Source organism: Conyzicola nivalis (assembly GCF_014639655.1).
Taxonomy (GTDB): Bacteria; Actinomycetota; Actinomycetes; order Actinomycetales; family Microbacteriaceae; genus Conyzicola; species Conyzicola nivalis.
In genome coordinates this window covers 754,926-775,103 of the sequence record NZ_BMGB01000001.1, presented here as the reverse complement: position 1 = coordinate 775,103, position 20,178 = coordinate 754,926, and the positions used below count along the sequence as shown (strand labels likewise).

General features: G+C 68.4%; 21 protein-coding genes. 8 read left to right on the top strand and 13 right to left on the bottom strand.

Annotated features, from left to right (window positions below):
- Positions 1-4 precede the first annotated feature (4 nt).
- Positions 5-697, bottom strand: a complete 693-nt coding sequence (locus IEV96_RS03775; protein WP_188509356.1) for a LysR family substrate-binding domain-containing protein — start codon at positions 695-697, stop codon at positions 5-7.
- Between the two features lie 72 nt (positions 698-769).
- Here IEV96_RS03775 and IEV96_RS03770 point away from each other — a divergent pair, with 72 nt between their 5' ends.
- Positions 770-1,237, top strand: coding sequence for a DUF5997 family protein (locus IEV96_RS03770; protein ID WP_188509355.1), 468 nt, complete (start codon positions 770-772; stop codon positions 1,235-1,237).
- A 37-nt stretch (positions 1,238-1,274) separates the two neighbouring features.
- Here the strand turns inward: IEV96_RS03770 and IEV96_RS03765 are convergent, their stop codons facing one another.
- Both IEV96_RS03765 and IEV96_RS03760 read right to left on the bottom strand, forming a co-directional pair.
- On the bottom strand, positions 1,275-1,883 hold the full coding sequence (locus IEV96_RS03765; protein WP_188509354.1) for a nucleoside deaminase: 609 nt from the start codon (positions 1,881-1,883) through the stop codon (positions 1,275-1,277).
- A 32-nt stretch (positions 1,884-1,915) separates the two neighbouring features.
- Entirely contained in the window at positions 1,916-2,131 is a 216-nt protein-coding gene (locus tag IEV96_RS03760; RefSeq protein WP_188509353.1) for a toxin-antitoxin system YwqK family antitoxin, read from the bottom strand.
- Between the two features lie 44 nt (positions 2,132-2,175).
- Between IEV96_RS03760 and IEV96_RS03755 the strand changes: the two genes are divergently transcribed.
- Positions 2,176-2,847, top strand: a complete 672-nt coding sequence (locus tag IEV96_RS03755; RefSeq protein ID WP_188509352.1) for a Pr6Pr family membrane protein — start codon at positions 2,176-2,178, stop codon at positions 2,845-2,847.
- Here IEV96_RS03755 and IEV96_RS03750 read toward each other — a convergent pair.
- The 3 genes from IEV96_RS03750 to IEV96_RS03740 form a co-directional block, all read right to left on the bottom strand.
- Positions 2,807-4,198, bottom strand: coding sequence for a flavin monoamine oxidase family protein (locus IEV96_RS03750; protein ID WP_188509351.1), 1,392 nt, complete (start codon positions 4,196-4,198; stop codon positions 2,807-2,809). The two genes, IEV96_RS03755 and IEV96_RS03750, sit on opposite strands and share 41 nt — an antisense overlap.
- Positions 4,199-4,314: 116 nt before the next feature.
- A complete protein-coding gene (locus IEV96_RS03745) occupies positions 4,315-5,619 on the bottom strand; it encodes a maltokinase N-terminal cap-like domain-containing protein (protein WP_188509350.1) in 1,305 nt (434 codons plus the stop codon).
- 75 nt (positions 5,620-5,694) lie between these two features.
- Positions 5,695-6,306, bottom strand: a complete 612-nt coding sequence (locus IEV96_RS03740) for a DedA family protein (protein ID WP_188509349.1) — start codon at positions 6,304-6,306, stop codon at positions 5,695-5,697.
- Between the two features lie 88 nt (positions 6,307-6,394).
- Here IEV96_RS03740 and IEV96_RS03735 point away from each other — a divergent pair, with 88 nt between their 5' ends.
- Positions 6,395-6,739, top strand: coding sequence for a hypothetical protein (locus IEV96_RS03735; protein WP_188509348.1), 345 nt, complete (start codon positions 6,395-6,397; stop codon positions 6,737-6,739).
- On the opposite strand, the gene IEV96_RS03730 is transcribed toward IEV96_RS03735, so the two are convergent.
- Positions 6,736-6,960: a hypothetical protein gene (locus tag IEV96_RS03730; protein WP_229733027.1), complete on the bottom strand. Its 225-nt coding sequence runs from the start codon at positions 6,958-6,960 to the stop codon at positions 6,736-6,738. The genes IEV96_RS03735 and IEV96_RS03730 overlap by 4 nt on opposite strands.
- A 241-nt stretch (positions 6,961-7,201) precedes the next feature.
- On the opposite strand from IEV96_RS03730, the gene IEV96_RS03725 reads away from it, so the two are divergent.
- The gene (locus tag IEV96_RS03725; protein ID WP_188509347.1) at positions 7,202-7,708 is read left to right on the top strand and encodes a MarR family winged helix-turn-helix transcriptional regulator; all 507 of its coding nucleotides are present in this window, start codon (positions 7,202-7,204) and stop codon (positions 7,706-7,708) included.
- On the opposite strand, the gene IEV96_RS03720 is transcribed toward IEV96_RS03725, so the two are convergent.
- Complete coding sequence (locus tag IEV96_RS03720) at positions 7,705-9,804, bottom strand: S9 family peptidase (RefSeq protein ID WP_188509346.1); 2,100 nt, start codon at positions 9,802-9,804, stop codon at positions 7,705-7,707. The genes IEV96_RS03725 and IEV96_RS03720 overlap by 4 nt on opposite strands.
- A 101-nt stretch (positions 9,805-9,905) precedes the next feature.
- Here IEV96_RS03720 and IEV96_RS03715 point away from each other — a divergent pair, with 101 nt between their 5' ends.
- Complete coding sequence (locus IEV96_RS03715) at positions 9,906-10,676, top strand: SGNH/GDSL hydrolase family protein (protein WP_188509345.1); 771 nt, start codon at positions 9,906-9,908, stop codon at positions 10,674-10,676.
- A 114-nt stretch (positions 10,677-10,790) separates the two neighbouring features.
- The gene (locus IEV96_RS03710; RefSeq protein WP_188509344.1) at positions 10,791-12,011 is read left to right on the top strand and encodes a GAF domain-containing protein; all 1,221 of its coding nucleotides are present in this window, start codon (positions 10,791-10,793) and stop codon (positions 12,009-12,011) included.
- A 30-nt stretch (positions 12,012-12,041) separates the two neighbouring features.
- Here the strand turns inward: IEV96_RS03710 and IEV96_RS03705 are convergent, their stop codons facing one another.
- Positions 12,042-12,731, bottom strand: a complete 690-nt coding sequence (locus tag IEV96_RS03705) for an HNH endonuclease family protein (protein ID WP_188509343.1) — start codon at positions 12,729-12,731, stop codon at positions 12,042-12,044.
- A gap of 93 nt (positions 12,732-12,824) precedes the next feature.
- Here IEV96_RS03705 and IEV96_RS03700 point away from each other — a divergent pair, with 93 nt between their 5' ends.
- The gene (locus tag IEV96_RS03700; RefSeq protein ID WP_188509342.1) at positions 12,825-13,661 is read left to right on the top strand and encodes a DarT ssDNA thymidine ADP-ribosyltransferase family protein; all 837 of its coding nucleotides are present in this window, start codon (positions 12,825-12,827) and stop codon (positions 13,659-13,661) included.
- A gap of 3 nt (positions 13,662-13,664) precedes the next feature.
- Here IEV96_RS03700 and IEV96_RS03695 read toward each other — a convergent pair whose 3' ends face one another.
- The 3 genes from IEV96_RS03695 to IEV96_RS03685 are packed head-to-tail and all read right to left on the bottom strand — an operon-like array spanning position 13,665 to position 18,717.
- On the bottom strand, positions 13,665-14,990 hold the full coding sequence (locus IEV96_RS03695; RefSeq protein ID WP_188509341.1) for a GNAT family N-acetyltransferase: 1,326 nt from the start codon (positions 14,988-14,990) through the stop codon (positions 13,665-13,667).
- Positions 14,991-15,015: 25 nt separating this feature from the next.
- Entirely contained in the window at positions 15,016-18,336 is a 3,321-nt protein-coding gene (locus tag IEV96_RS03690) for a DEAD/DEAH box helicase (protein ID WP_188509340.1), read from the bottom strand.
- A gap of 54 nt (positions 18,337-18,390) precedes the next feature.
- Positions 18,391-18,717 carry a tryptophan synthase subunit alpha gene (locus IEV96_RS03685; protein ID WP_188509339.1) on the bottom strand — a complete coding sequence of 109 codons (327 nt, stop codon included), beginning with the start codon at positions 18,715-18,717 and terminating at the stop codon, positions 18,391-18,393.
- Between the two features lie 61 nt (positions 18,718-18,778).
- Here IEV96_RS03685 and IEV96_RS03680 point away from each other — a divergent pair, with 61 nt between their 5' ends.
- Entirely contained in the window at positions 18,779-19,594 is an 816-nt protein-coding gene (locus IEV96_RS03680) for an SDR family oxidoreductase (protein ID WP_188509338.1), read from the top strand.
- On the opposite strand, the gene IEV96_RS03675 is transcribed toward IEV96_RS03680, so the two are convergent.
- Entirely contained in the window at positions 19,591-20,151 is a 561-nt protein-coding gene (locus IEV96_RS03675; protein WP_188509337.1) for a J domain-containing protein, read from the bottom strand. The genes IEV96_RS03680 and IEV96_RS03675 overlap by 4 nt on opposite strands.
- Positions 20,152-20,178 lie beyond the last annotated feature (27 nt).

Below are 20,178 nucleotides of genomic sequence, written 5' to 3'. Positions count from 1 at the left end.
GACGCTATCGGCCCTGACGGCGGCGCTTGCCCTGCGGCCGCGCGGTGGAGCGGTGCACGTACTTGCCCCGCGGTTTGACGGCCGGCTTCTTCTCCGGCTTCTCTTTCGCGATTTGCAGGTCGGGGTCGACCTTCTCCTTGCGCGGCGCGATGGTTCCGCCCCGCGAGCTGTTGGCCGAGCGTCCGCGCACGATGCCCACGAACTCTTCGATGTCGGCGGTCTCACCCTCGGTGCGCCAGGCCACGGCGATCCAGGTCTCGTCGGCATCGGTGACGTCGCGCGAAACGACGTCTTTACGCGAATACTGGCGGGCGAGCGCGTGCGGGACGACGAGCGCCCCCACGCCGGCCGCGACGAGTTCGACGGCGTCGCGCAGCGGCCCCTGGTTGTCGTGCAGCGTGATCTCGGAGAGGTCGGCGAGCGTCACGGAATCCTGGTCGGCGAGCGGGTGGTCCTCGGGCAGCACCGCGACGGGGACTTCGCTGTAGAGACGGATGACACTGAGCTCACGCTCCGCGTGCGGGGGCAACGGCAGCCGCACGAACCCCACCTGCGCGCTCCCGTCGAGCAGCGCGTCCGCCTGCGTCGACTCGGTCGTCGCGAGAAACCCGAGGGCCTCGTCGGCGCGGCGTTCCTCCCACAGCCTGGTCCACTTGGTGAGCGTGACGCCGGGCACGAAGGCGAGGGTGAGAGTCACGGTATCCCTTCGATCGCTGGTGGTGGAACGAGCCAAATGGGCAAGTGTCGTAGCTCAGGCTACGCTCTAGGCATGAGTACCGAGCGTTCCCCGCAGTCCATGAAGCCCTCGACGGCCGCGCAGAAGCTCGGCATCTACCTGCCTGCGGCGCCCGAAGACTTCCAGAAAAACGACGTCACCCGCACCGAGCTGAACGAGCTCCTCGCCAACCCGCCGGAGTGGCTCGTGCAGCTGCGCCTGCACGGTCCGCACCCCCGCCCCATCGTGGCCGGCAAGCTGGGCGTGTCCAACGCCGGCCTTGCCCGCGGGGGAGTCGACGAGGCGCTGACGACCGAGCAGATCCAGGAGCTTCTCGCGGCCCCACCGCGCTGGCTCGTCACGGAGCGCCGTACCCAGGCCGACGTGCGCGAAGAGAACGCGCGTCTCAAGCAGCGTGACAAGGAACGCGCCGAGTGGTCCGCCAAGCAGGAGCGCATCGCCGAGCGCGAGGCGAGCGACGCGGCCAACCGCGCCGCCCGCGCCGAGCGCGAAGGCAAGTAGCCCGCTAGGCCTCCTTCGCAGGCTCAGGGACCGGACTCTAGTTGCGTGAGCCGGTTCCCCTAGCGTTGTAGACGATCGAGTTCGACTCGCCGTACTCGGCGAAGACCGCGATGGCCTCGTCGCGCAGCACGTCCATCGTGACGCTGATGCCGCGGGCCTCGAGCTCGCGCTTCCAGTCGCCGCCGGGGATCGGGCCCTCGTCGAATCCGCTGAGCCGTTCGAGCTCGGGTCCGTCGCCGGCGATGACGAGGTGCTTGACGCCCGACCAGATGAGCGATCCGTAACACATGATGCAGGGCCGCCAGTTGACGACGAGTTCCAGGTCCTGCTCCGCGGTGCCGCCGAGGTCCCAGTTGCCCAGTCGCGTCTGTGCGAGTGACAGCGCGGTGAACTCGGCGTGGCCCGCGCTCAGACCGGAACTGAGCACGACGTTGACGCCGACCGAGACGATGAGGTCGGTGGCGCGGTCGACGACGATCGCGGCGAACGGCCCCCCGTTGCCCTCGCGCCAGTTGCGGGCGGCCAGACCGTTGACGACGGCCATGCGCTGCTCGTGCGTCTCGAGCGGCCTCGTGTAGTCGTCGAGTTCGGCGACGAGCCAGGCGGGCAACTCGGCTGTGACGCTGGTGGCGAAGGAATGGGTCATCGGGGCTCCTGCGGGTGTGTGGCCTGAGTGGTTCAGTGAAAGTCCGTGGTGCGTGCGAGGTCGCCCGCACCGTCATAAGTCTTCCACTGTCCCCGTTGCTCTCCCGCCACGAAGTCGCCGGTGCCCTTGAGCGTGCCGCTTCGGTAATAGAATTCCCAACTGCCAGACTTCACTCCGTGCGCGTCGACCGGGCCCCGGCCCGAGATCGTGCCGTCGCTGAACTTTTCCTCGCTCACTGTGGTGCTCATGCTCAACTCCCGGGTTCGTAGACTTATCAAGTGAAGGGCGCCAGGTGAATTCTCGAGTCGCCGTCGGTGCCGCTCGCTTCATTTTCGCGCTCGTCGAACTCGTTTCGTTAGTGGCGCGTTACATCTGGGGACTCGACACCGCGAGCTTCGCGCCCGGCAATTTTTTCGCCTATCTCACCATCCAGAGCAACATCGCCTTTATGGTCGTCTGCGTCGTCGGCGGCATCGTCGCCCTGAAATCGACGGTTGACCCGCCGTGGCTCACCAACCTGCACGCCGTCGTTCTCAGCTGGATCCTGGTGGCCGGGATCGTGTTCGCGATCCTCGTGCAGCAGGCGGGGGAGCGCGGGTTCCGGCTCGAGGTACCGTGGAGCGACCAGGTGCTGCACTTCTGGCTGCCGGCCTTCGCACTGCTCGAGTGGATCATCTCACGCGGCCGCGGACGTTCCCAGTGGCGCATGATCACGCTCACGGTGGGCTATCCCGTGATCTGGGGTGGCATAACCCTGGTGCGCGGGGCGGTCGTCGGCTGGTACCCCTACTTCTTCCTCGACCCCGACCAAGTGACCGACCCCTTCGAGTTCGTCACGTACTCGTCGATCGCGCTCTTGACCTTCGCCGTGACGAGCACGGGCGTCATCTCACTCGCCCGATTGAAACCGGTCGCGGAGCGCGTCAGCGCGCGAACGGTGCGAGCGTCTGTAGAACAGTCGTAGTCAGTTCGTCGTCGCTGAGCAGCTCGGTGCGTTCCGCCGCCGCGCCGCCCACCACGCCGACGAGCACCGGTTCGCCGGTGATCGGCTCGAGGTTGTACCAGGTGGTGATCTCGTCCTCGGTGCCGACGAGATTCCAGAGCACGGCGTCGGTGGTCCAGAACGGCTCGTCGAACCGCAGCCACACGGTGTCGATCGTGCCCATGCCGAGAGCGGCGATGGCCGTGCGGTGTTCGAAGGGCAGGAGGGGGTCGAAGTCGATGCCGTCGTCCTGCAGCACGCCGAGCGGGACAGTGACGACGACGCGGTCGACCGAGAGCGACTCTCCCGTGCCGAGCCGCAGGCTCACCCGTTCGTCGCTGTAGGCGACCCCGACCACGGTGGTCGAGAGGAAGGTCTCTACGCCGTCGAGCGAGTCGTCGATCGCCGACCGGAGTCCGCCCGTGACGACGCGGGCGGATCCCACATCGTCGCCGGTGAACCAACTGGACAGCTCGGAGGCGTCGGCCCCGTAGACGGTGGCGAGCGTCGCGAGGTGCTGGCCGAGCAGGTCGCCTCCCGAGAGCTCACCGGTGTCGGATGCCGCGGCTGCCGCGTCGGCGCCCGATTCTTCGAGAGACGTCTTGAGCGATTCATCCCGTGCCTGCTGTTTTGCCCAGGCGAGTGCCGACTCGACGGCTACCGCGCCGACGTCGTCGGAGCCGCTCTCGCCCGTCGTGGACCGGAAGACCGAGCTGTCGGTCGCGGCGCCGAGTTCGACCGTGGAGACTCCGAGACCCTCGAGCTCGGCGATCAGGTCGACGTCGGAGATCCGCCAGGCGCCCAGCTCGACGGGGAAGGGCCACGCGTCGCCCGAGACGGTGTCGATGCGACCACCGGTGCGTTTGCGCGCTTCGATGACGACGACGTCGAAACCGTTCTCGGTGAGCCGCTTGGCGGCTTCCGCACCGGCCGCGCCGGCACCGATCACGGCGATCCTGTCGTTGGCGTTTCCGACCTCGGCGACAGCCGCCGCGGCCGCGCGACCGGAGAGTCGTGCTCCGAGCACTGTCCCCGCGTCGTCTACGCTCGTGGCCTCACCCGCGAAGAAAACGCGGCGCAGCAGGGGCACGCTGAGCGCCCTGCGGTGTTCGAGCGTGGAACCGACGGCCATAAAACTCACGGCACCGCGGGCGAACGAGTCCTTCCCCCACGCACTGCGAGCAAACGACGCGGGCGACGGCACGACTCCGGTGGCGGTGCGCGTCGGGCTGGGCGTCGGCTCGGGCTGGGCGTCGACCGCGCACGCGGTGAGAACCAGCACGGAAAGGCCGGATCCCGCTCCGATGAGGAAAGTGCGACGAGTGAATGACATCTCAGCGCCACTGTACCTGACCGTGCACGGCGGGAGCGCAAGCCACCGGCGTGCACGGTCGGCGACGGCACCCGCGCGTAGCGTCGGCGTATGGGGATCTCGCCGCTAGCGGACCGTCACGCTCCGAGCCGCGCCGTGCGCGCCGCGAGGAGGTGCTCGATGCCCCGCAACGGGATCGCGAGCCAGTCGGGCCGGTTGCGTGCCTCGTAGATGGCCTCGTAGACCGCCTTGTCGAGTTCGAACGCGTCGAGCAGGGGCCGGAAGGTCTCGATGTCGACTCCCGACTCGGCGAGGTACCCGGCGGTGAACGCCTCGCGGCACGCCTCGGCCCACTCGGTGGGGTTGCCGGGGGTCGCTCCGGCAGCGTAGTCGAACGACCGCAGCATTCCGGCGACGTCGCGGAGCGCGACATCCGGTCTGTCCCGCTCGTTCATCGGCCGCAGCGGCTCACCCTCGAAGTCGACGAGCACCCAGCCGCGCTCGGGGACGAGCAGCGCCTGACCGAGGTGGAAGTCGCCGTGGATGCGCTGAAGAAGCGGCCACGTGCCGGTGCGAGCCGTCTCGTAGACCGCGGCGATATCGTCGCGGCTGTCGAGGAGTGCGGGGACCTCCTGGATGGCCAGGCGGAGACGCCGGGCCCAGGAGACGCCGAATCCCGCGATGGCGTCGTCGGTCGCCTCGGTGGTGGGCATGACGGATGCGAGGCCGGAGTGCACGCGAGCCGTCTGCTCGCCGAGCGAGCGCGCCAGCTCGGTGAAGTCACTGCCCTCGGCGGCGAAACGCAGCGCGACCTTCCAGCCGTCCTCCGCCCCGGCGAGGAACTCCTGCGCGAAGGCGAGGTGACCCGAGGCCCGGCCGTTGGGGCGACCCACGTCGTCCCATTCGCCGTGCATCTCGCCCACGAAGCGGGGCACGGCGGTCGAGCCGGCGGCGCTGAGCGCGGCCTGCAGCGTGACGTCAGGGTTGTCGCCGTGGTGCAGGGCGCGGAACACCTTGCAGATGATCGAGGGGGTGCCGTCGATCTCGAAGATGATCGACGTGTTCGACTGCTCGCCGGAGAGCACCGTGCTGCGGGTCACCGTGACCTCACGCGCGAGGTCGGGAGCCAGCAGGGCGAGCAGCGCGCGCGGGTAGGCCTCGTCGTGTGGGCCGTCGAAGATGTAGTCGCCTTCGTCGTTCTGGCCGATGAGGTAGGCGTGCTGCGCCGGCTGGACAGACGAGCGTTCGACGATGGGGACCTGGTAGAGGGTGGGGATGTTGCCCTCGTCGTCCATCACGAGGAGCACGCTCACCCGGGCGTCGGGATCGTCGGACGGCACGGATTCGTGCGAGAGGATACGCAGCCGGGGCTCGTGCCCCTTGCCCGCATACCAACGCTGTCGCGTGATCCACTGTGCGATACATTCCAGCGTTGTGCTCATACTCTGAATCAGACCTCCGGGTTTGCCTACGGTCACCTGTCTACCCGCTGCGCGACCGGAAGGCGAGGCCTAACGCTAGTTACGCCGCGAATTCCAAGCCGTGCTAAGCCGCGCGCCCGCCCTGTCGACGAGAACTCCGAGCACGAGCGCCACGGCGACCGACATCGCCACCGCGAGGAGGGGGTTTCCCTCGAACCAGGCGCCGAACAGCGCACCGACGAGCGCGTTGTACGAGGCCCAGCAGACTCCCGCGACGGCGGTGAGAGCCAGGAAGCGCGAGTAGCGGAACCCGCTGGCGCCCGCCGTGAGATTCACGGCGATTCGTCCGAAGGGAACGAACCGGGCAGTGAGCAGCACCGCCGCCGCCCGGTCATCAAGCGAGCGGGCCGCCCAGCCGAGCACGCGCGCGACGCGGGGGCGACGCATCCAGGCGAAGCGCACTAGCCCCACGACCCGACCGAGCCAGAAAGTCAGGCTGTCGCCGATCGTTGCGGCGACAGCGGCGACGGGGATCAGGATCGTCAGGTCGGGCGACCCCGTCGACAGGGCGAGAGCGCCGAGCGCGACGACGACCGTCTCGCTCGGGACGACTATAAAGAAGGCGTCGAGAACCGTGAGCAGAAACACGACGACGTAGACCCACGGCGATGCGGCAAGCAGCAACGTGGCATCCGTGATTTGTTCCATGCGCCATCTGTACCGCCGCGAGGTAAACGCTCGGGGTCGGCCCCGTCAAGGCCGTGCGACGGTTGCACCGCCCTGCGACAGTGGGGTCATGACGATCACCCTGAACACAGACGCCCTCGCCCATGCCGAGAAGCTGATTGCCCAGGGGAAGGCGACCCACGACGATCGCGACGAATGGAGCGGGCACTCGCCGAAGGCCGAAGACGAGAACGACTTCATCGACGAGCACGGCTACGCCGAGTATGCGAAGTGGCACCTCGGGATCGACAGGTCCGCGTCAGACGAGACGAAGGGGCGCTACAGCTTTCCCTTCGGGGACTTCGGCACGATCCACCGCTGTGCGGTGATCGCCGTCGAATCGCGCGCGGCGCAGAACGACCACGGATCGATTGTCTCGGCGGCGAAGGGCCTGCTCGAGAAGATCGACTCCTAGTCGGGGAAGTCGCCCCAGCGGCCCCACTCTGTCTCGCAGTCGGCCCGTCGGCAACGGTAGGCGGGGCTGTCGTCGTCGAAGGTGCAGCCTCCGAGGGCTATGTGTCCGGCGAGGGCGGAGTCGAACATCTCCGCGCTCGCGAACCCGTAGACGATTTCAAGCGGGTATCCGGTCTCGCACCGCGGGCAGATCTCCAGAAGGATCTGCTGTGGGAGTCGCACGTTGTTGCCTCCGGCTTCGTCGATGGAGTGACTCCACCAGCACCGCGCCGATATCGATCCCCCGACGACCACTGTAACGCGGTGGGTTCGATAGAGGAACAGCAGCGTAACAGCGCGTCGTAGGTGAAAAAGTCCCGCTATTTTCGGGGTGGGAAGCGCTTGCCATGACGGGGCCGAAAAAGGCTGTCAAGCCCGCTCTCCCGCTTAGTTGTCGGATCAACTAAGACACTAAACTTCGGGAATGGACGACACCCGGTGGCTCACCCCCGAACAGCTCACCGCGTGGAAGAAGTTCGTCGCCGTCGTCGAGGTGCTCCCTGGCATCCTGGATTCGCAACTTCAGCACGATTCCGACGTGACCCACTTCGAGTACTTCACCATGGCGATGCTCTCCGAGTCGCCGGAGCGTACGCTGCGCATGACCTCTCTGGCCTCCGCGACCAACTCGACACTGCCGCGCCTGTCGCACGTGGTGTCCCGTCTGGAGAAACGGGGCTATGTCGACCGCAACCCGTGCCCCGAGGATCGTCGCGCGACCAACGCGACGCTCACCGAGGCGGGCTGGCAGAAGGTCGTGGCGACGGCGCCCGGGCACGTGCGGACCGTGCGTCAGAACGTGATCGAGCCGCTCACCGACGCGGACGTCGCCGATCTCGACCGCATCATGGGGCGGGTGCTGCACACCATCGATCCGCAGAACCGCTTCACCGCGAACGGCGAGTCGCCCCGCGCCACGCCCGCGGACTAGGGACGCGTGTTGTGCAGGCCGAGCACGTCGAGCACCCAGGCGAGCTCGAAGGCGCGTTTGCGCCACGACTCGTATCGGCCGCTCACCCCGCCGTGGCCGGCGCTCATCTCGGTCTTCAGAATGACGGATGCACCGACCTCGCGTAGCCGTGCGACCCACTTGGCCGGCTCGACGTAGAGCACGCGGGTGTCGTTGATGCTCGTGACGGCCAGAATGCGGGGATAGCGCATCTCGCGCACGTTCTCGTAGGGGGAGTACGACTTCATCAGTCGGTAGACGTCGGCATCGTGCAGCGGGTCGCCCCACTCGTCCCACTCGATCACCGAGAGGGGAAGCGACGGGTCGAGGATGCTCGTGAGCGGGTCGACGAACGGCACGACGGCGAGGATGCCCGCGAAGGCGTCGGGGGCGAGGTTGGCGACGGCGCCCATCAGCAGGCCGCCCGCGCTTCCGCCCTCCGCGACCAGCCGGTCCGCGCTGGTGATGCCGGTATCGGTGAGGTGCTGCGCCACGGCGACAAAGTCGGTGAAGGTGTTGCGCTTGGTGAGGGTCTTGCCGTTCTCGTACCAGTCCCGACCCAGCTCGCCCCCGCCCCGCACGTGGGCGACCGCGAAGATCACGCCGCGGTCGAGCAGGCTGAGCCGCGAGATCGCGAAGCCCGCGTCGATGCTGTGCTCGTAGGAGCCGTAGCCGTACAGGTGCAGGGGAGCAGGCTCGTCGCCCGTGACGAGATCGCCGCGGTAGACCAGGGAGATCGGGATGCGCGTGCCGTCGGAGGCGGTGGCCCAATCGCGACGCTGCACGTAGAGCGCGGGGTCGTGGCCGCCGAGAACGGCCTGCTGCTTGAGCAGGCGCAGTTCGCCGGATGACACGTCGTAGTCGTTGACCGTCGCGGGGGTGACGAAGCTGCCGTAGTGCAGACGCACGACCGGCTGGTCCCAGTCGGGGTTGCCGCCCGCCGCGACCGTGAAGAGTTCTTCGGAGAAGGGGATCTCGGCGAACCCCTCGTCGGGCCGGTCGAGCCGCAACACGGCCACCCGCGGCAACGCTTCGAGGCGGTATTCGAGAACCAGGTGCCCCGCGAAGGCGTCGATGCTCTCGATCCGCGTGCCCGCGCGGTGGGGCACCAGCGTGCGGGCCGGACCCTGGGGATCGGTGGCCGAGACATCCGTGACCTGGAAATCGACCGCACCGTGGTTGTGCACGATCAGCAGCCGGTCGTCACCGTCGATGACGGCGTGCTCGATCGAGTATTCGATTCCCTCTCGACGCGGCCAGACAACGGCGAACTCGCCCGTCGGGTCTGCGGCATCGAGCAGGAGGGCCTCGCTGGTGATCTTCGAGCCGAGCTCGATCTCGAGGTAGCGGCGACTGCGGGTCAGCCCCACGCCCACCCAATAGCGCTCGTCGGGTTCGTGGAAGACCGAGACGTCGGAGTCGGCCGCGGTGCCGATCTCGTGGCGCCAGACGGTGTCGGGCCGCCAGGCGTCGTCGACGGTCGTGTAGAAGACATAGCGGCCGGTGGCGTCGAAGACCGCGCCGCCCGCGGTGCCCTCGATCTCGTCGGCGAGATTGTCGCCGGTCGCGAGGTCGCGCAGGCGCAACGTGTAGCGCTCGTCGCCCTCGGTGTCGACGGCGTAGAGCAGGGTCGCCCCGTCGCCGGTGACGTCGAAACTGCCGAGCGAGTAGAACTCGAGCCCTTCGGCCTCGACGTTGTCGTCGAGCAGCACCTGCTCGCCGGTGATCTGGTCGACGGCCGGAGGGGTCCAGTCGTCGGCGTCCGCGATGGGCGCGCGGCAGTGGATGCCGTACTGCTTTCCCTCCACGGTGCGGGTGTAGTACCACCAGCCACCCTCGCGCACCGGCACGCTCAGGTCGGTCTCCTGCGTGCGGTTCTTGATCTCCTCGAACAGCTGCTCGCGGAGAAGAGCGAGGTCGTCGGTCTGGGCGTCGGCGTACGCGTTCTCCGCTTCGAGGTGCGCGACGACCTCGGGGTTCTGCTTGTCGCGCATCCACTCGTAGTTGTCGACGAAGACGTCGCCGTGGTGAATGCGTTCGGAGGGGATCTTGCGGGCGATGGGAGGCTGCGACGACATGGCTTCAGGCTAGCCGCCCACACCGACCGGGCGCCGACGCGCGTCGGCTTTCGCCGTTTCCGGGCAGCTCCTTAGACTGAGGCTGAGTCGAGGGAGAGTCGATGGGGCATCGGGCGCACGGCATCAGCGCTGCTGACCGGCTGCTCAGCGCCGCGGCCCGCCCGATAGTGCGGCTCTGGGTACGCACCGCGGAGATGTCCGACCCGCTGCTGCCGCGGCCCGCGTCACCCGACAACCGCGAGCCCGCCGAGCACGATTCGGACCGCGTGCTGCTCGTCGGCAACGGTGCGAGTGTCGGGTACGGGGTGCTCTCGCACGACCTCTCGCTCGCGGGCCACCTCGGGCGCCAGACGACGCTGGCAACCGGCCGCCCCACGCACGTCGCGGTCATCGCCGACGGTGAGATGACCGCGGGCTCGGCCATCGAGACGCTGCGCGGGGCGGACCTCGAGCCCTACGACGGCATCGTGCTGACCATCGGCGTCAACGAGGCACTCGCCCTGAGTTCGGTGCAGCGCTGGGAAGCAGACATCGACAGGTTGCTGGCCTTCTTGAACTCGCCGGCCACTCCGCACCTGCCCGCCTTTATGGTCGCCATCCCGCCGCTGGAATCGATCGCTGGTTTTCCCTCCTTCGTGCGGTGGATCACCGACCGTCACGCGCGAACGCTCAACCACCGTCTCCGTTCGGTGTGCGACCGGTTCGACCACGTGACCTTCGTACCGTTCGCGCCGGGCCGATCGACCGACCTCGGCCGCTACCGGAGCACGGAAACGTATCGGGCCTGGGCGGGTCTCATCGCCGACACGGTGGCGCGGGGCCTGTCTGCCGAGTGTCCCCGTAACACCGAGCAATCCGACGGCAGCGGGTAGGGGTCCTATCGGCACGCGGCAGAACACGGCGTCGCCGCGACGGCGCTCTACACTGATTTCGGATGCGGCTGGCGCGTTCACCGATCGGCCCTCGCGGTCCGGCAAGGAGTCCGAGTGTTGAGCGGCGCCGTGCACGCTCTCGCCAGGCCGGGGGTGAAGTTCTGGTTGTCGTCGACAGCCCTGTCCCGCGCGCTCATCCCGAGACCGGAACACTCCGACGCCGTGCACACTGCGGGCACCAACCCGATGCGGATGCTGCTGCTCGGCAGCGGCGCCTCGATCGGATTCGGCGTGCTGTCCCACGACCTCGCTCTCGCCGGCCACCTCGGCCGACAGATCTCGGCGATGATCGACCGCGCCTTGGACATCGACGTGGTCGTCGACCGCGAGATGACCTCGGAGACCGCTCCCGCCGCGCTTTCCGCCCAGCCGGTCGCCCGGTATGACGCCGTGGTGGTGGCGCTCGGCCTGATCGAGGCCCTCACCTTCACCCCGGTGCCGACCTGGCGCATCGAGCTCACGGCGCTCATCGACCAGATCACCACGGCGGGGTCGTCGAACGTGCAGATCTTCATCGTCGCGGTGCCGCCGCTTCCCGCCCTGATGCGGTATCCGGCGTTCATCCGCCTGCTCGCCGGCAAGCACGCCAGAACGCTCAACGACGCCAGCCGCCAGCTGAGCGACCAGTTCGAGCACGTGACCTACCTCCCCTTCGATGCCGCCGGCGGCGGCGAGACCGACAGGTTCCGCAGTTCCGCCACCTATTCGACCTGGGCCGGACTGCTCGCCGAGCCCATTTCCGCCCGCCTGCGTTACACGGGAGTGCGGGGCGAACCCGCTCCGGCGACCCCCGTCGACGAGGCAGCCAGGCAGTCGACGCTCGACGCCCTGAACATCCTCGACTCGAAGCCGGAGGAGCGGTTCGACCGCATCACGCGCACCGCTCGCGACCTGGTCGGCACCACGTCGGCGGCCATCACCCTCATCGATCGCGAGCGCCACTGGTTCAAGTCCCGCATCGGCGTGGACAAGGAGCAGATGCCGAGGTTCAGCACGCTCTGCGACATCACGATCCAGGGACGCGAGCACTTCGCGATCGAGGACGCCACGAAGGACCCCCGTTTCGCCGACAACCCGCTGGTGCTCGACGAACCGCACCTCCGTTTCTACGCCGGGTACCCGATCGAGGCCCCCAACGGCGTGCGCGTCGGAACCCTCAGCGTCTTCGACCCGCAGCCCCGCGGGTTCTCCGACGCCGACGCCGCCCTGTTGCGCGGTCTCGCCCTGATGGTGCAGAACGAGCTCCGATCGCCGTCGCAGAACGAGCCGCAGTAGAGCCCGCCCTCACAGCGGACCGGTCGAACGCTACGGGCAGCCGGCGAGCACGCTGGTCATCGCGTCGTGTTCCGCCCTCGTCACCCAGAGGTCGTACGCGGCCTTGACGGTGATCTGGCGCGACACGTAGGCGCACCGGAAGGACGCGTTCGGCGGCAACCAGGTCGCCGCGTCGCCGTCACCCTTCGAGCTGTTCGTCGCCCCGTCGACAGCGAGCAGGTTGATCGGATCGTTCGCGAATTCGTACCGACGTTCGGCATTCAACTGTTGCGCGCCCGTCTGCCAGGCGTTCGAGAGCGCCACGACGTGGTCGATCTGCACGAGGCTCGACGTGCTCTCGCCGCGCGCGAAGGCGATCGACGTGCCGGTGTACGGGTCGGCGAGGGTGCCGGTGAGCACGCGACACGCGTCGGCCATCGTGGTGACGACGAGGTCACGGGCCAGCACGTCGTTGCGCGTGTCGCAGCCGTTCTGGTCCATGTCGACCCACGCAGTTCCGAACTTGTCGTCACGGTCGTAACCGGTCTTCGGTGCGCGTCCCTTCACCTCGAGGGTGTCCAAGACGGCGAGGGACTGCGCCGTTGTCGCCGAGACGGGACCGGCCGAGGTGGGCTGCGGTGCGGTGCCGGAAGGCGAGCCCGTAGCGCTGATCAGGTAGGCGGCAACCGCGAAGACGGCGATGACGAGCACGGCCCGCAGCGAGAGACGGCGGGCAGACATCCGATCAGCTTACGTTCGCGCTGGTGCGCACTCCGACCAAAACCCGCGTAACGTTGACAGGTGGACTGTTCCACGACAACGAAAGGTTTTGATTTGGGCGAGGAATGCATCCACGGACTCGATTATGGGCTCTGTGACGCCTGCTTCCCGAAGGCGGTGCCGGATGTCGCGGTGGCCGTCGTCTCCAAGCCCCGGGTGACCCGCCCGCGCGCCTCTTCGCTTACGTCGCCGCGCAAGCCTGCTGCCGCGGGTTCGCTGCGCAACCCGCCCGTCGAGGTGGGGGACCAGCGCATCTACCACGTCACGCACGTCGACAACCTCGCGAGCATCCTGAGCGCCGGCCGCCTCCTCGCCGACGCGAGTGAGACGTGGGAGTCCCGCCCGGCCGTCGACATCTCGTCGGCCGAGACCCGCGAGTCACGCCGCACCATCGTCGTCTCCGACGAGAACGACGCGAGCGTCGCCAGCTACGTGCCGTTCTTCTTGAGCCCCACGTCGAGCGTCTGGGTGAGCGTGCGCGAGCGGGTCGCCGATCCACGCCTGTCCGACGCCATCCGCGAGGCCATCCCGTCGGACTACGTCATCCTGGTCAGCTCGGTGCAGAGCGTCGTCGATGCCCACGACGCCGACGCCGACGAGCGCGACGCCGCGATCGTCGTGACCGACGGCGACGCCGCCCACACCCTCACCCGGTTCGCCACGACCCGCGAGGCGGGCGACCGCGTGCTGCGCAAACTGCGCGCCGAAGAAGACTCCGTGCAGATTTTGGCGGCCGAGTACCTCGTCAAAGACGAGTTCCCGATCGAACTGGTCTCGCTCATCGGAGTCGCCAACGACCGCGCCCGCGACGCCGTGAAGGCCATCGTCAAAGCGTCCGACTACTCCACCCGCGTCGCGGTCTACCCGCCGTGGTTCATGCGCGCCGAGTAGGCGCTAGAACCAGATAGAGAGCCACGGTGTGATCGGCGAGCGGAACGACGCGTCGATCGCACTGGCCGAACCGGCGTGCAGTTCGGTGATGCGGCCGGCTCGGGCGAGGGTCGCCGCCGAGACTCCGCCGAGGTAGAGCGCGCTGAGTTCGCTCACCCCGAGTGCGACGATCGCCGCGTTGTCGGGGGCGGCGCCCGGCCAGTCGCGCACCCGCGCGGTCCCGTCGTCGGCTATCGAGAGCAGGAAGCGCCCCTCGGCGAAACCGAGCGCATCGCTCACCTCGAGCACGATCGAACCGTGCGCGCTGTAGCGGCGCGCCTCCAGCGCGGCCTTCACGTCGATGATGCGCGTCCACAGGTGGTCGCGCTGCCTGGTCTTCGTCGCGGCCCGGAAGTCGGAGATCTGCCACGCGAACGCCTCGTCCACCGCGCGCAGGGGAGCGATGACGTCGCCGACGAGGTCCATCTCGATCAGGTAGCGCCAGATGCCGGCGTAGGCGTCATCGGTGGCGGTCGACACGATGCGCACCTCGAGCGAGTGGCCGAACACGTCGCCGGCCACCTCGTTGACCACATAGGTCGCGAAGCCCTGCGGTTCTCCGGCCGCGTCGTCATACCGGACGACGCGCAGGTTCTTGGGGCGCTCGGCCTCGCTGCCCGTGAGTCCGAGGGCGCGATCCCAGAACAGCGGCCACGGTTCGATCTCGCCCGGCGACTGCAGCCGCACCTTTTCGACGATCGCGGGACCCTGCTCCTTGAGCTGCTCGACGGTGATGAAGTTGAGCCGCCCGTCGGGCGTCGGGCCGGTCCAGTGTGCCCGCCGCGTGTCGATCTTCCAGTCGGCGGCCATAACGGCCGGGGCGAATCCGAACCGGCCGTAGATGGTGGCCTCGGAGACCGTGAGCATCGCGAGCGGCACACCGAGCGAACGGGCGGTGCGCAGCTCGGCCTCGAGCATCGCGCGTGCGATGCCGCGGCGGCGGTGGGTGGGCGCCACGGTGACGGCGCTGACAGCCCACGCGTCGATGGCCCGCTCGCCGGGAACGGTGACCGGCGTCGACCACGAGCTGACGGTCGCGACCGGGGATGCGGCGTCCGCGGCCGTGTCGTCCCAGACGCCGGTGGTGCGGCGGTAGGCGAGGCCGGCGACCTGGCCGGCGATCGTCTCGTCGCTGGCCGCGCCGTCGTGGAACCCGCGCGCCTCGGCCTGCAGCCACGAGCCGAATTGTTCCGCGTCCGCCGTGTCGACGAGATCGAGACGGAGACCACCGGCTTCGAGCGATTGTGCCGAGTTGGGGTCGATAGGGGCGCGTAGGTAGTCGTTGCTCACTGCTTCAGGCTAGTCGAGGCATCCGTCAGCCTTCGAGCAGGCCTCGGATATCGTCCGCGGTGAGGGCGGCGCTGAAGACCGCGTCGTCGTCCATCACGGCGTCGAACAGGCGCGACTTCTGGTCTTTGAGGGCCATGACCTTCTCCTCGATCGTGCCGTTCGCGACCATGCGGTAGACCATCACGTTCTTGGTCTGGCCGATGCGGTGGGTACGGTCGATCGCCTGCGCCTCGGTGGCAGGGTTCCACCACGGGTCGAGCATAAAGACGTAGTCCGCCTCGGTGAGGTTGAGTCCGAACCCGCCCGCCTTGAGGCTGATGAGGAATACGGGCGCGTCGCCCTGCTTGAACCGTTTGATCACGTCGGCGCGCTTGAGGGTGGCGCCGTCGAGATACTCGTAGGCGATGCCCTGCGCGTCGAGCCTCCCCGCCGCCTTCTTCAGGAAGCTGGTGAACTGGCTGAAGACGAGGGCGCGGTGGTTCTCGGCGATCACGTCCTCCAGCTGCTCGAAGAGCACGTCGAGTTTGCTCGACGGGATGTCGCTGTAGATCTCGTCGACGAGCGAGGCGTCGAGCGAGAGCATCCGCAGCAGCGTGAGCGACCGGAACACGATGAACCGGTTCTTGTCCATGTCTTCGATGAGGCCGAGAAGCTTCTGGCGCTCGCGCTGCAGGAACGTGTCGTAGAGCGTCTTATGGCGCGGCGACAGGTCGATGCGCAGCACCTGCTCCTGCTTCGCCGGCAGTTCTTTCGCGACCAGGTCCTTGGTTCTGCGCATCATGAGGGGCCGGATGCGCCTGCGCAACTGGGCGAGCAACTGTGCGGCGCGCTCCGACTCATTCGCGGCGCCCGAGGTGATCGGCTTGATGTAGTCCTCGGTGAACCGTCGCCACGACGGGAACAGCCCGGGTGCCACGATCTGGAACAGCGACCAGAGGTCCATCAGACTGTTCTCCATCGGGGTGCCCGTGATCGCGAGCTTGAACGGGGCCGCGAGGTCGAGCGCGGCCTCGTGGGCCTTCGACGCGGGATTCTTCACGAACTGGGCCTCGTCGAGCACCAGCCCGCCCCACGACTCGGCCTGGTAGGCGGCGAAGTCGAGCCGGAACAGCGCGTACGACGTCACGATCACGTCGGCACCCTCGGTCTGCTTCGCCAGCGGGACCCTGCTCTTGACGTTCGTCGCGGTGATGCCGCGCACCACGAGCCCCGGGGTGAAACGCTCGGCCTCGGCCACCCAGTTGCCCACCACCGAGGTCGGTGCCACCACCAGGAACGGCCGCTGAGCCTGTCGAAGCGTCCCTTCGACAGGCTCAGCGACCGTGTGCTCCTTGGCGTACTGGATGAGGGCGAGCGTCTGCAGCGTCTTACCGAGCCCCATGTCGTCGGCGAGCACGCCGCCGAGCCCGTGCCGCCAGAGGAACGCGAGCCAGTCGAAGCCCTCCTGCTGGTAGGGCCGCAGCGATGCGTTCACGCCGGCCGGCAGGGGAGTCGACTCCACCCCGTCGGCCGCCATCAGCCCGGCCGCGGTGGCGCGCCACGAGACCGCCTGCTGCGTTTCATCCGCGAGGTCTTCGAACTCCGCCCAGAGGCTCGCTTGATAGCGGCTGATCTTGGGCGCGTCGGTCTCCCATTCGGCGAGGGCGGATGCCTCGTCGATCAGCCGCTTCAACTCCTCGAACACCGGCTGCTGCAGCGACAGATAGGAGTTGTCGACCAGCAGCAGCTTCTTCTGCCCCTTGGTCAGCGCGGTGAAGAGCGGCCCGAACGGCACCTTGCGGCCGTCGATGCTCACGAGCACGCCGAGGTCGAACCAGTCGCGTTGCTCGGTCTCGACGGTGGTGACGACGAGGGTGGGCACCTCGGTGAGCTCCCGGTAGTCGGGCTGCTTGCCCGTGATTTCTACGCGCACGCCGTCGATCTTCTGGAGGAGCGGCAGCACCTGCGTGCTGAACTCGGCCGCGGCCAGACCCTGCAGGGTAGTCGCGACGGGCAGCTCGTCGAGCACGTCGACGACGCGGATGGTGATGGCCGCTTCGATGGCCGCGTCGCCGGCGTTCTCCCACGTCCACTTCGTCTTCAGCGACTGCTTGCGGCCGAAACTCACGGCGAGCACGAGGGTCGGCGGCACCAGTTGTGGCAGGTCGACCGAGTCGTCGGTGCTCGAGATGTCGATCGAACGGCGAAGCGACGGGTAGTAGTTGGTGAGAAACTCGTCGACGTCGCCGGACGGGATCACGACGCCGCTCTCGCGCCCGAGCAGCGCGCGCTGTTCGGGGCTGAGCGGTGTGGCCGTCGGGGCGAGGGTGATGACCGTCGGCCCGAACTCGGTCGTGTACACGCCGTGGTCGGCGAGGGCACCGGCGGCGGAGACGGGCAGAGGCGAGCCGTCGATGGTGAGCACCGGCGAGAGGGCGAGAGCCGCGTCATCCGTTCGCGCAACGTCCAAGCGCACCTCGGCGACCGCGCCGACCCGGACTGCAGCGTCTTTCTTCGAGCCGATGAATTCGACCCCGATGCGTCGGGCGTCGGCGACGAGTCGCCAGAGCAGGTCGCTGTGGAATTCGTCGAGATAGATCCAGTCGGTGTCCTGGCCGGTGTAGACGTCGCGCGTCGTCGCCCGGTAGAGCGCGGCGAACTGGGCGAACCAGCGCTGGTGCTCGCTGTTGAGCGTGAGGCGGTTGGTCTGGAAACCGAGAGAGTTCCAGGTGACGTTGCCGCGCACCCAGTTGCCCGCGGCGCTGAGGATCGCCGGTCGCACACCGAGGCGGTACTGCACGCCCTCTTCACGGCTCGTGGCGGTCGTCGCCGTGGGCCCGCGCCAGCGGTCGCGCGAACGCGGAGTCTGTTCGCGTAGCTCGAATTGCAGCGCGAGCGGCGTCTCGGTGCTGATCAGGCCGAGCGCCGACGCCACCGACGGCTCGATGAGCGACCCGAGCGCCGTCTTCCAGTCGGACACCGCCGCCGCGATGGGTTCGGGCTTCTTCGCCAGATCGCTGCCGCGTGACACCCCCGCGATCGACGTGATCGGTTCGCGCAGGTGCACGGTGTTGCACTCGAGCAGCGTCGCCGCTACGTGCTTGCAGTTGGAGCCGACCGCGCACGAGCAGTTGCCGCTCACCGGGCGGTGGTAGCCGTCGCGCGCCGGCGCGAGTTCGACGTGACAGCGGTAGGGGTTCTCGAGCGAGCCCCGAACGGTGCTCGAGAGCAGGCCGGACTCTTCGTCCCAGTCGATCTCGGAGACGGCGCCGTCGCGCGCGTATTCGCGGCCGCGCTGGAAGGCGCCCTGACCCACGAGCCGCACCAGGTCGCGCACGTCGACGAGGGGGGCGGCGTCAGACGACATGGCTCAATCGTCCCACGGCCCCACGACATCGGATCGCGGATCGAGCCTGTCGGATTACCAGTACTCCCGCGCCAACGGTCCGTTGTCGCCGAGCAGGCGCCAGACGGTCTTGGTGAGCCCCGGATGCTCGAGCGCTATCTGCCGCAGAACGCGGTATTCACGAGTCGGCGAGGGTCGCCGGCCGTCGTTGGCGTTGATCGCATCGGCTCGCAGCAGGTAGACGACGAGCTCGTCCACGGAAGGCAGCTCTTCCATAAACGCCCACGGATCTTCGCCGCTCATCAGGCGTTCTTCGACGATGGTCTCCCGCTCCTGCTGGGCCTCGGCCCGCAGCACTTCGAGACTCGCCCGACCGCGGGGGATGTGGTTGTTCACGGCCATCGGTTAAGCCTACGCGCGCAAGGCCTTGCGTGTGACGGCGACGCTCAGAGATGCTCGACAGATGTCTGATAACCCTGCCCCCTCATTCCTGCCGCGCCTAGCGATCGTCACCGGTTCCGACTCCGGCATCGGCCGCGAGACGGCCATCGCACTCGCCGAAGACGGTCTCGACGTGGGAATCACCTGGCACTCCGACGAAGAGGGCGCCGAGGAGACCGCGCGACTCGTGCGTGCCGAGGGTCGGCGCGCCTTCGTGAGCCAGCTCGATACCTCCGAACTCGAGGCCTGCGGCGACGTCATCGACGCGCTGGCAGCGGACCTCGGCGGCCTCGACGTCTTCGTCAACAACGCGGGGCTCGGCCAGCACACGCCGTTCCTCGAACTCGGTCTCGACGACTGGCGCGACATCATCGCCACCGACCTCGACGGAGCGTTCGTGTGCCTCCAGCGGGCGGCGAAGATCATGGTGGATGCCGCGTCGGGCGGACGTCTCATCGCGGTCACGAGCGTGCACGAGCACCAGCCGCGGGTCGGCTCGAGCGCCTACGACGCGGCCAAGCACGGTCTCGGCGGACTGATGAAGTCGCTGGCGCTCGAGCTCGGCGAGTTCGGCATCACCGCGAACTCGGTCGCCCCCGGCGAGATCTCGACCCCCATGAACAACGCGGAGGCGGACGACGCGGGTAAGACGCACCGTCCTGGCATCCCGCTCGGCCGCCCCGGTCACCCGCGCGAGATCGCCGATGTCATCACCTTCCTCGCTTCGGCGAAGTCGAGCTACGTCACGGGGGCGTCGTTCGTGGCCGACGGCGGCATGCTGCAGATGGGTCCGCAGGGCGGATCCCACCTGGTCTCCGACGACTGGCGTCGCGGCTAGGCGCGGTACGCCGCGACCTTCCGTCCCTGCACCATGAGCCCGACGACCGGCACGAGCAGCAGCCCGAGTGCCACGAGCGAACCGAAGCTGGCGAGGGCGAGGGTGATGAGCACGCTCGCGGCGAGCAGCGCCACCGTCGCGGCGTAGTAGACCCGGCGACCGGTCAGCGCGAAGGCCGTCGCCGCGGCCGCGAGGGGGAGCAGCCGCAGCACCACGTCGGCGGTCGAGTACGGGATGGCCCCGCCGAAGAACGAGATCACCCCCGCGACGAGCATCACCCCTAGCCAGCCGACGATCAGCCAGCGCGCGCTCGGCGGCGGCCCGTCGGGTTCGATCGTCGCGATGATGGGCGCGTCGGCGATCGCATGCTGCATCACCTCGTGCGCCTCCGTCAGGCGGGCGAACTTCTCGGCAGCGGCCGCGACCTGCTCTTCGGATGCGCCCGTGAGCCGATCGGGGTGCAGCATCCTCGCGCGGGCGCGAAAGGCCCGCTCGACGTCTCCCGCGGTGGCGTTCGGGCGCAATTGAAGGATCGCGGCCGCGTCTTCGGGAGTCATGAGTCAACTGTGCGCCTTGACCGGCGC

What these genes read in the sequence shown, in the direction of transcription:
- IEV96_RS03770 (WP_188509355.1), top strand. Translation starts at nt 770, where the DNA reads ATGAGTACCGAGCGTTCCCCGCAGTCCATGAAGCCCTCGACGGCCGCG.
- IEV96_RS03765 (WP_188509354.1), bottom strand. Translation starts at nt 1,883, where the DNA reads ATGACCCATTCCTTCGCCACCAGCGTCACAGCCGAGTTGCCCGCCTGG.
- IEV96_RS03760 (WP_188509353.1), bottom strand. Translation starts at nt 2,131, where the DNA reads ATGAGCACCACAGTGAGCGAGGAAAAGTTCAGCGACGGCACGATCTCG.
- IEV96_RS03750 (WP_188509351.1), bottom strand. Translation starts at nt 4,198, where the DNA reads ATGTCATTCACTCGTCGCACTTTCCTCATCGGAGCGGGATCCGGCCTT.
- IEV96_RS03745 (WP_188509350.1), bottom strand. Translation starts at nt 5,619, where the DNA reads ATGAGCACAACGCTGGAATGTATCGCACAGTGGATCACGCGACAGCGT.
- IEV96_RS03740 (WP_188509349.1), bottom strand. Translation starts at nt 6,306, where the DNA reads ATGGAACAAATCACGGATGCCACGTTGCTGCTTGCCGCATCGCCGTGG.
- IEV96_RS03735 (WP_188509348.1), top strand. Translation starts at nt 6,395, where the DNA reads ATGACGATCACCCTGAACACAGACGCCCTCGCCCATGCCGAGAAGCTG.
- IEV96_RS03725 (WP_188509347.1), top strand. Translation starts at nt 7,202, where the DNA reads ATGGACGACACCCGGTGGCTCACCCCCGAACAGCTCACCGCGTGGAAG.
- IEV96_RS03720 (WP_188509346.1), bottom strand. Translation starts at nt 9,804, where the DNA reads ATGTCGTCGCAGCCTCCCATCGCCCGCAAGATCCCCTCCGAACGCATT.
- IEV96_RS03715 (WP_188509345.1), top strand. Translation starts at nt 9,906, where the DNA reads ATGGGGCATCGGGCGCACGGCATCAGCGCTGCTGACCGGCTGCTCAGC.
- IEV96_RS03705 (WP_188509343.1), bottom strand. Translation starts at nt 12,731, where the DNA reads ATGTCTGCCCGCCGTCTCTCGCTGCGGGCCGTGCTCGTCATCGCCGTC.
- IEV96_RS03690 (WP_188509340.1), bottom strand. Translation starts at nt 18,336, where the DNA reads ATGTCGTCTGACGCCGCCCCCCTCGTCGACGTGCGCGACCTGGTGCGG.
- IEV96_RS03685 (WP_188509339.1), bottom strand. Translation starts at nt 18,717, where the DNA reads ATGGCCGTGAACAACCACATCCCCCGCGGTCGGGCGAGTCTCGAAGTG.
- IEV96_RS03680 (WP_188509338.1), top strand. Translation starts at nt 18,779, where the DNA reads ATGTCTGATAACCCTGCCCCCTCATTCCTGCCGCGCCTAGCGATCGTC.
- IEV96_RS03675 (WP_188509337.1), bottom strand. Translation starts at nt 20,151, where the DNA reads ATGACTCCCGAAGACGCGGCCGCGATCCTTCAATTGCGCCCGAACGCC.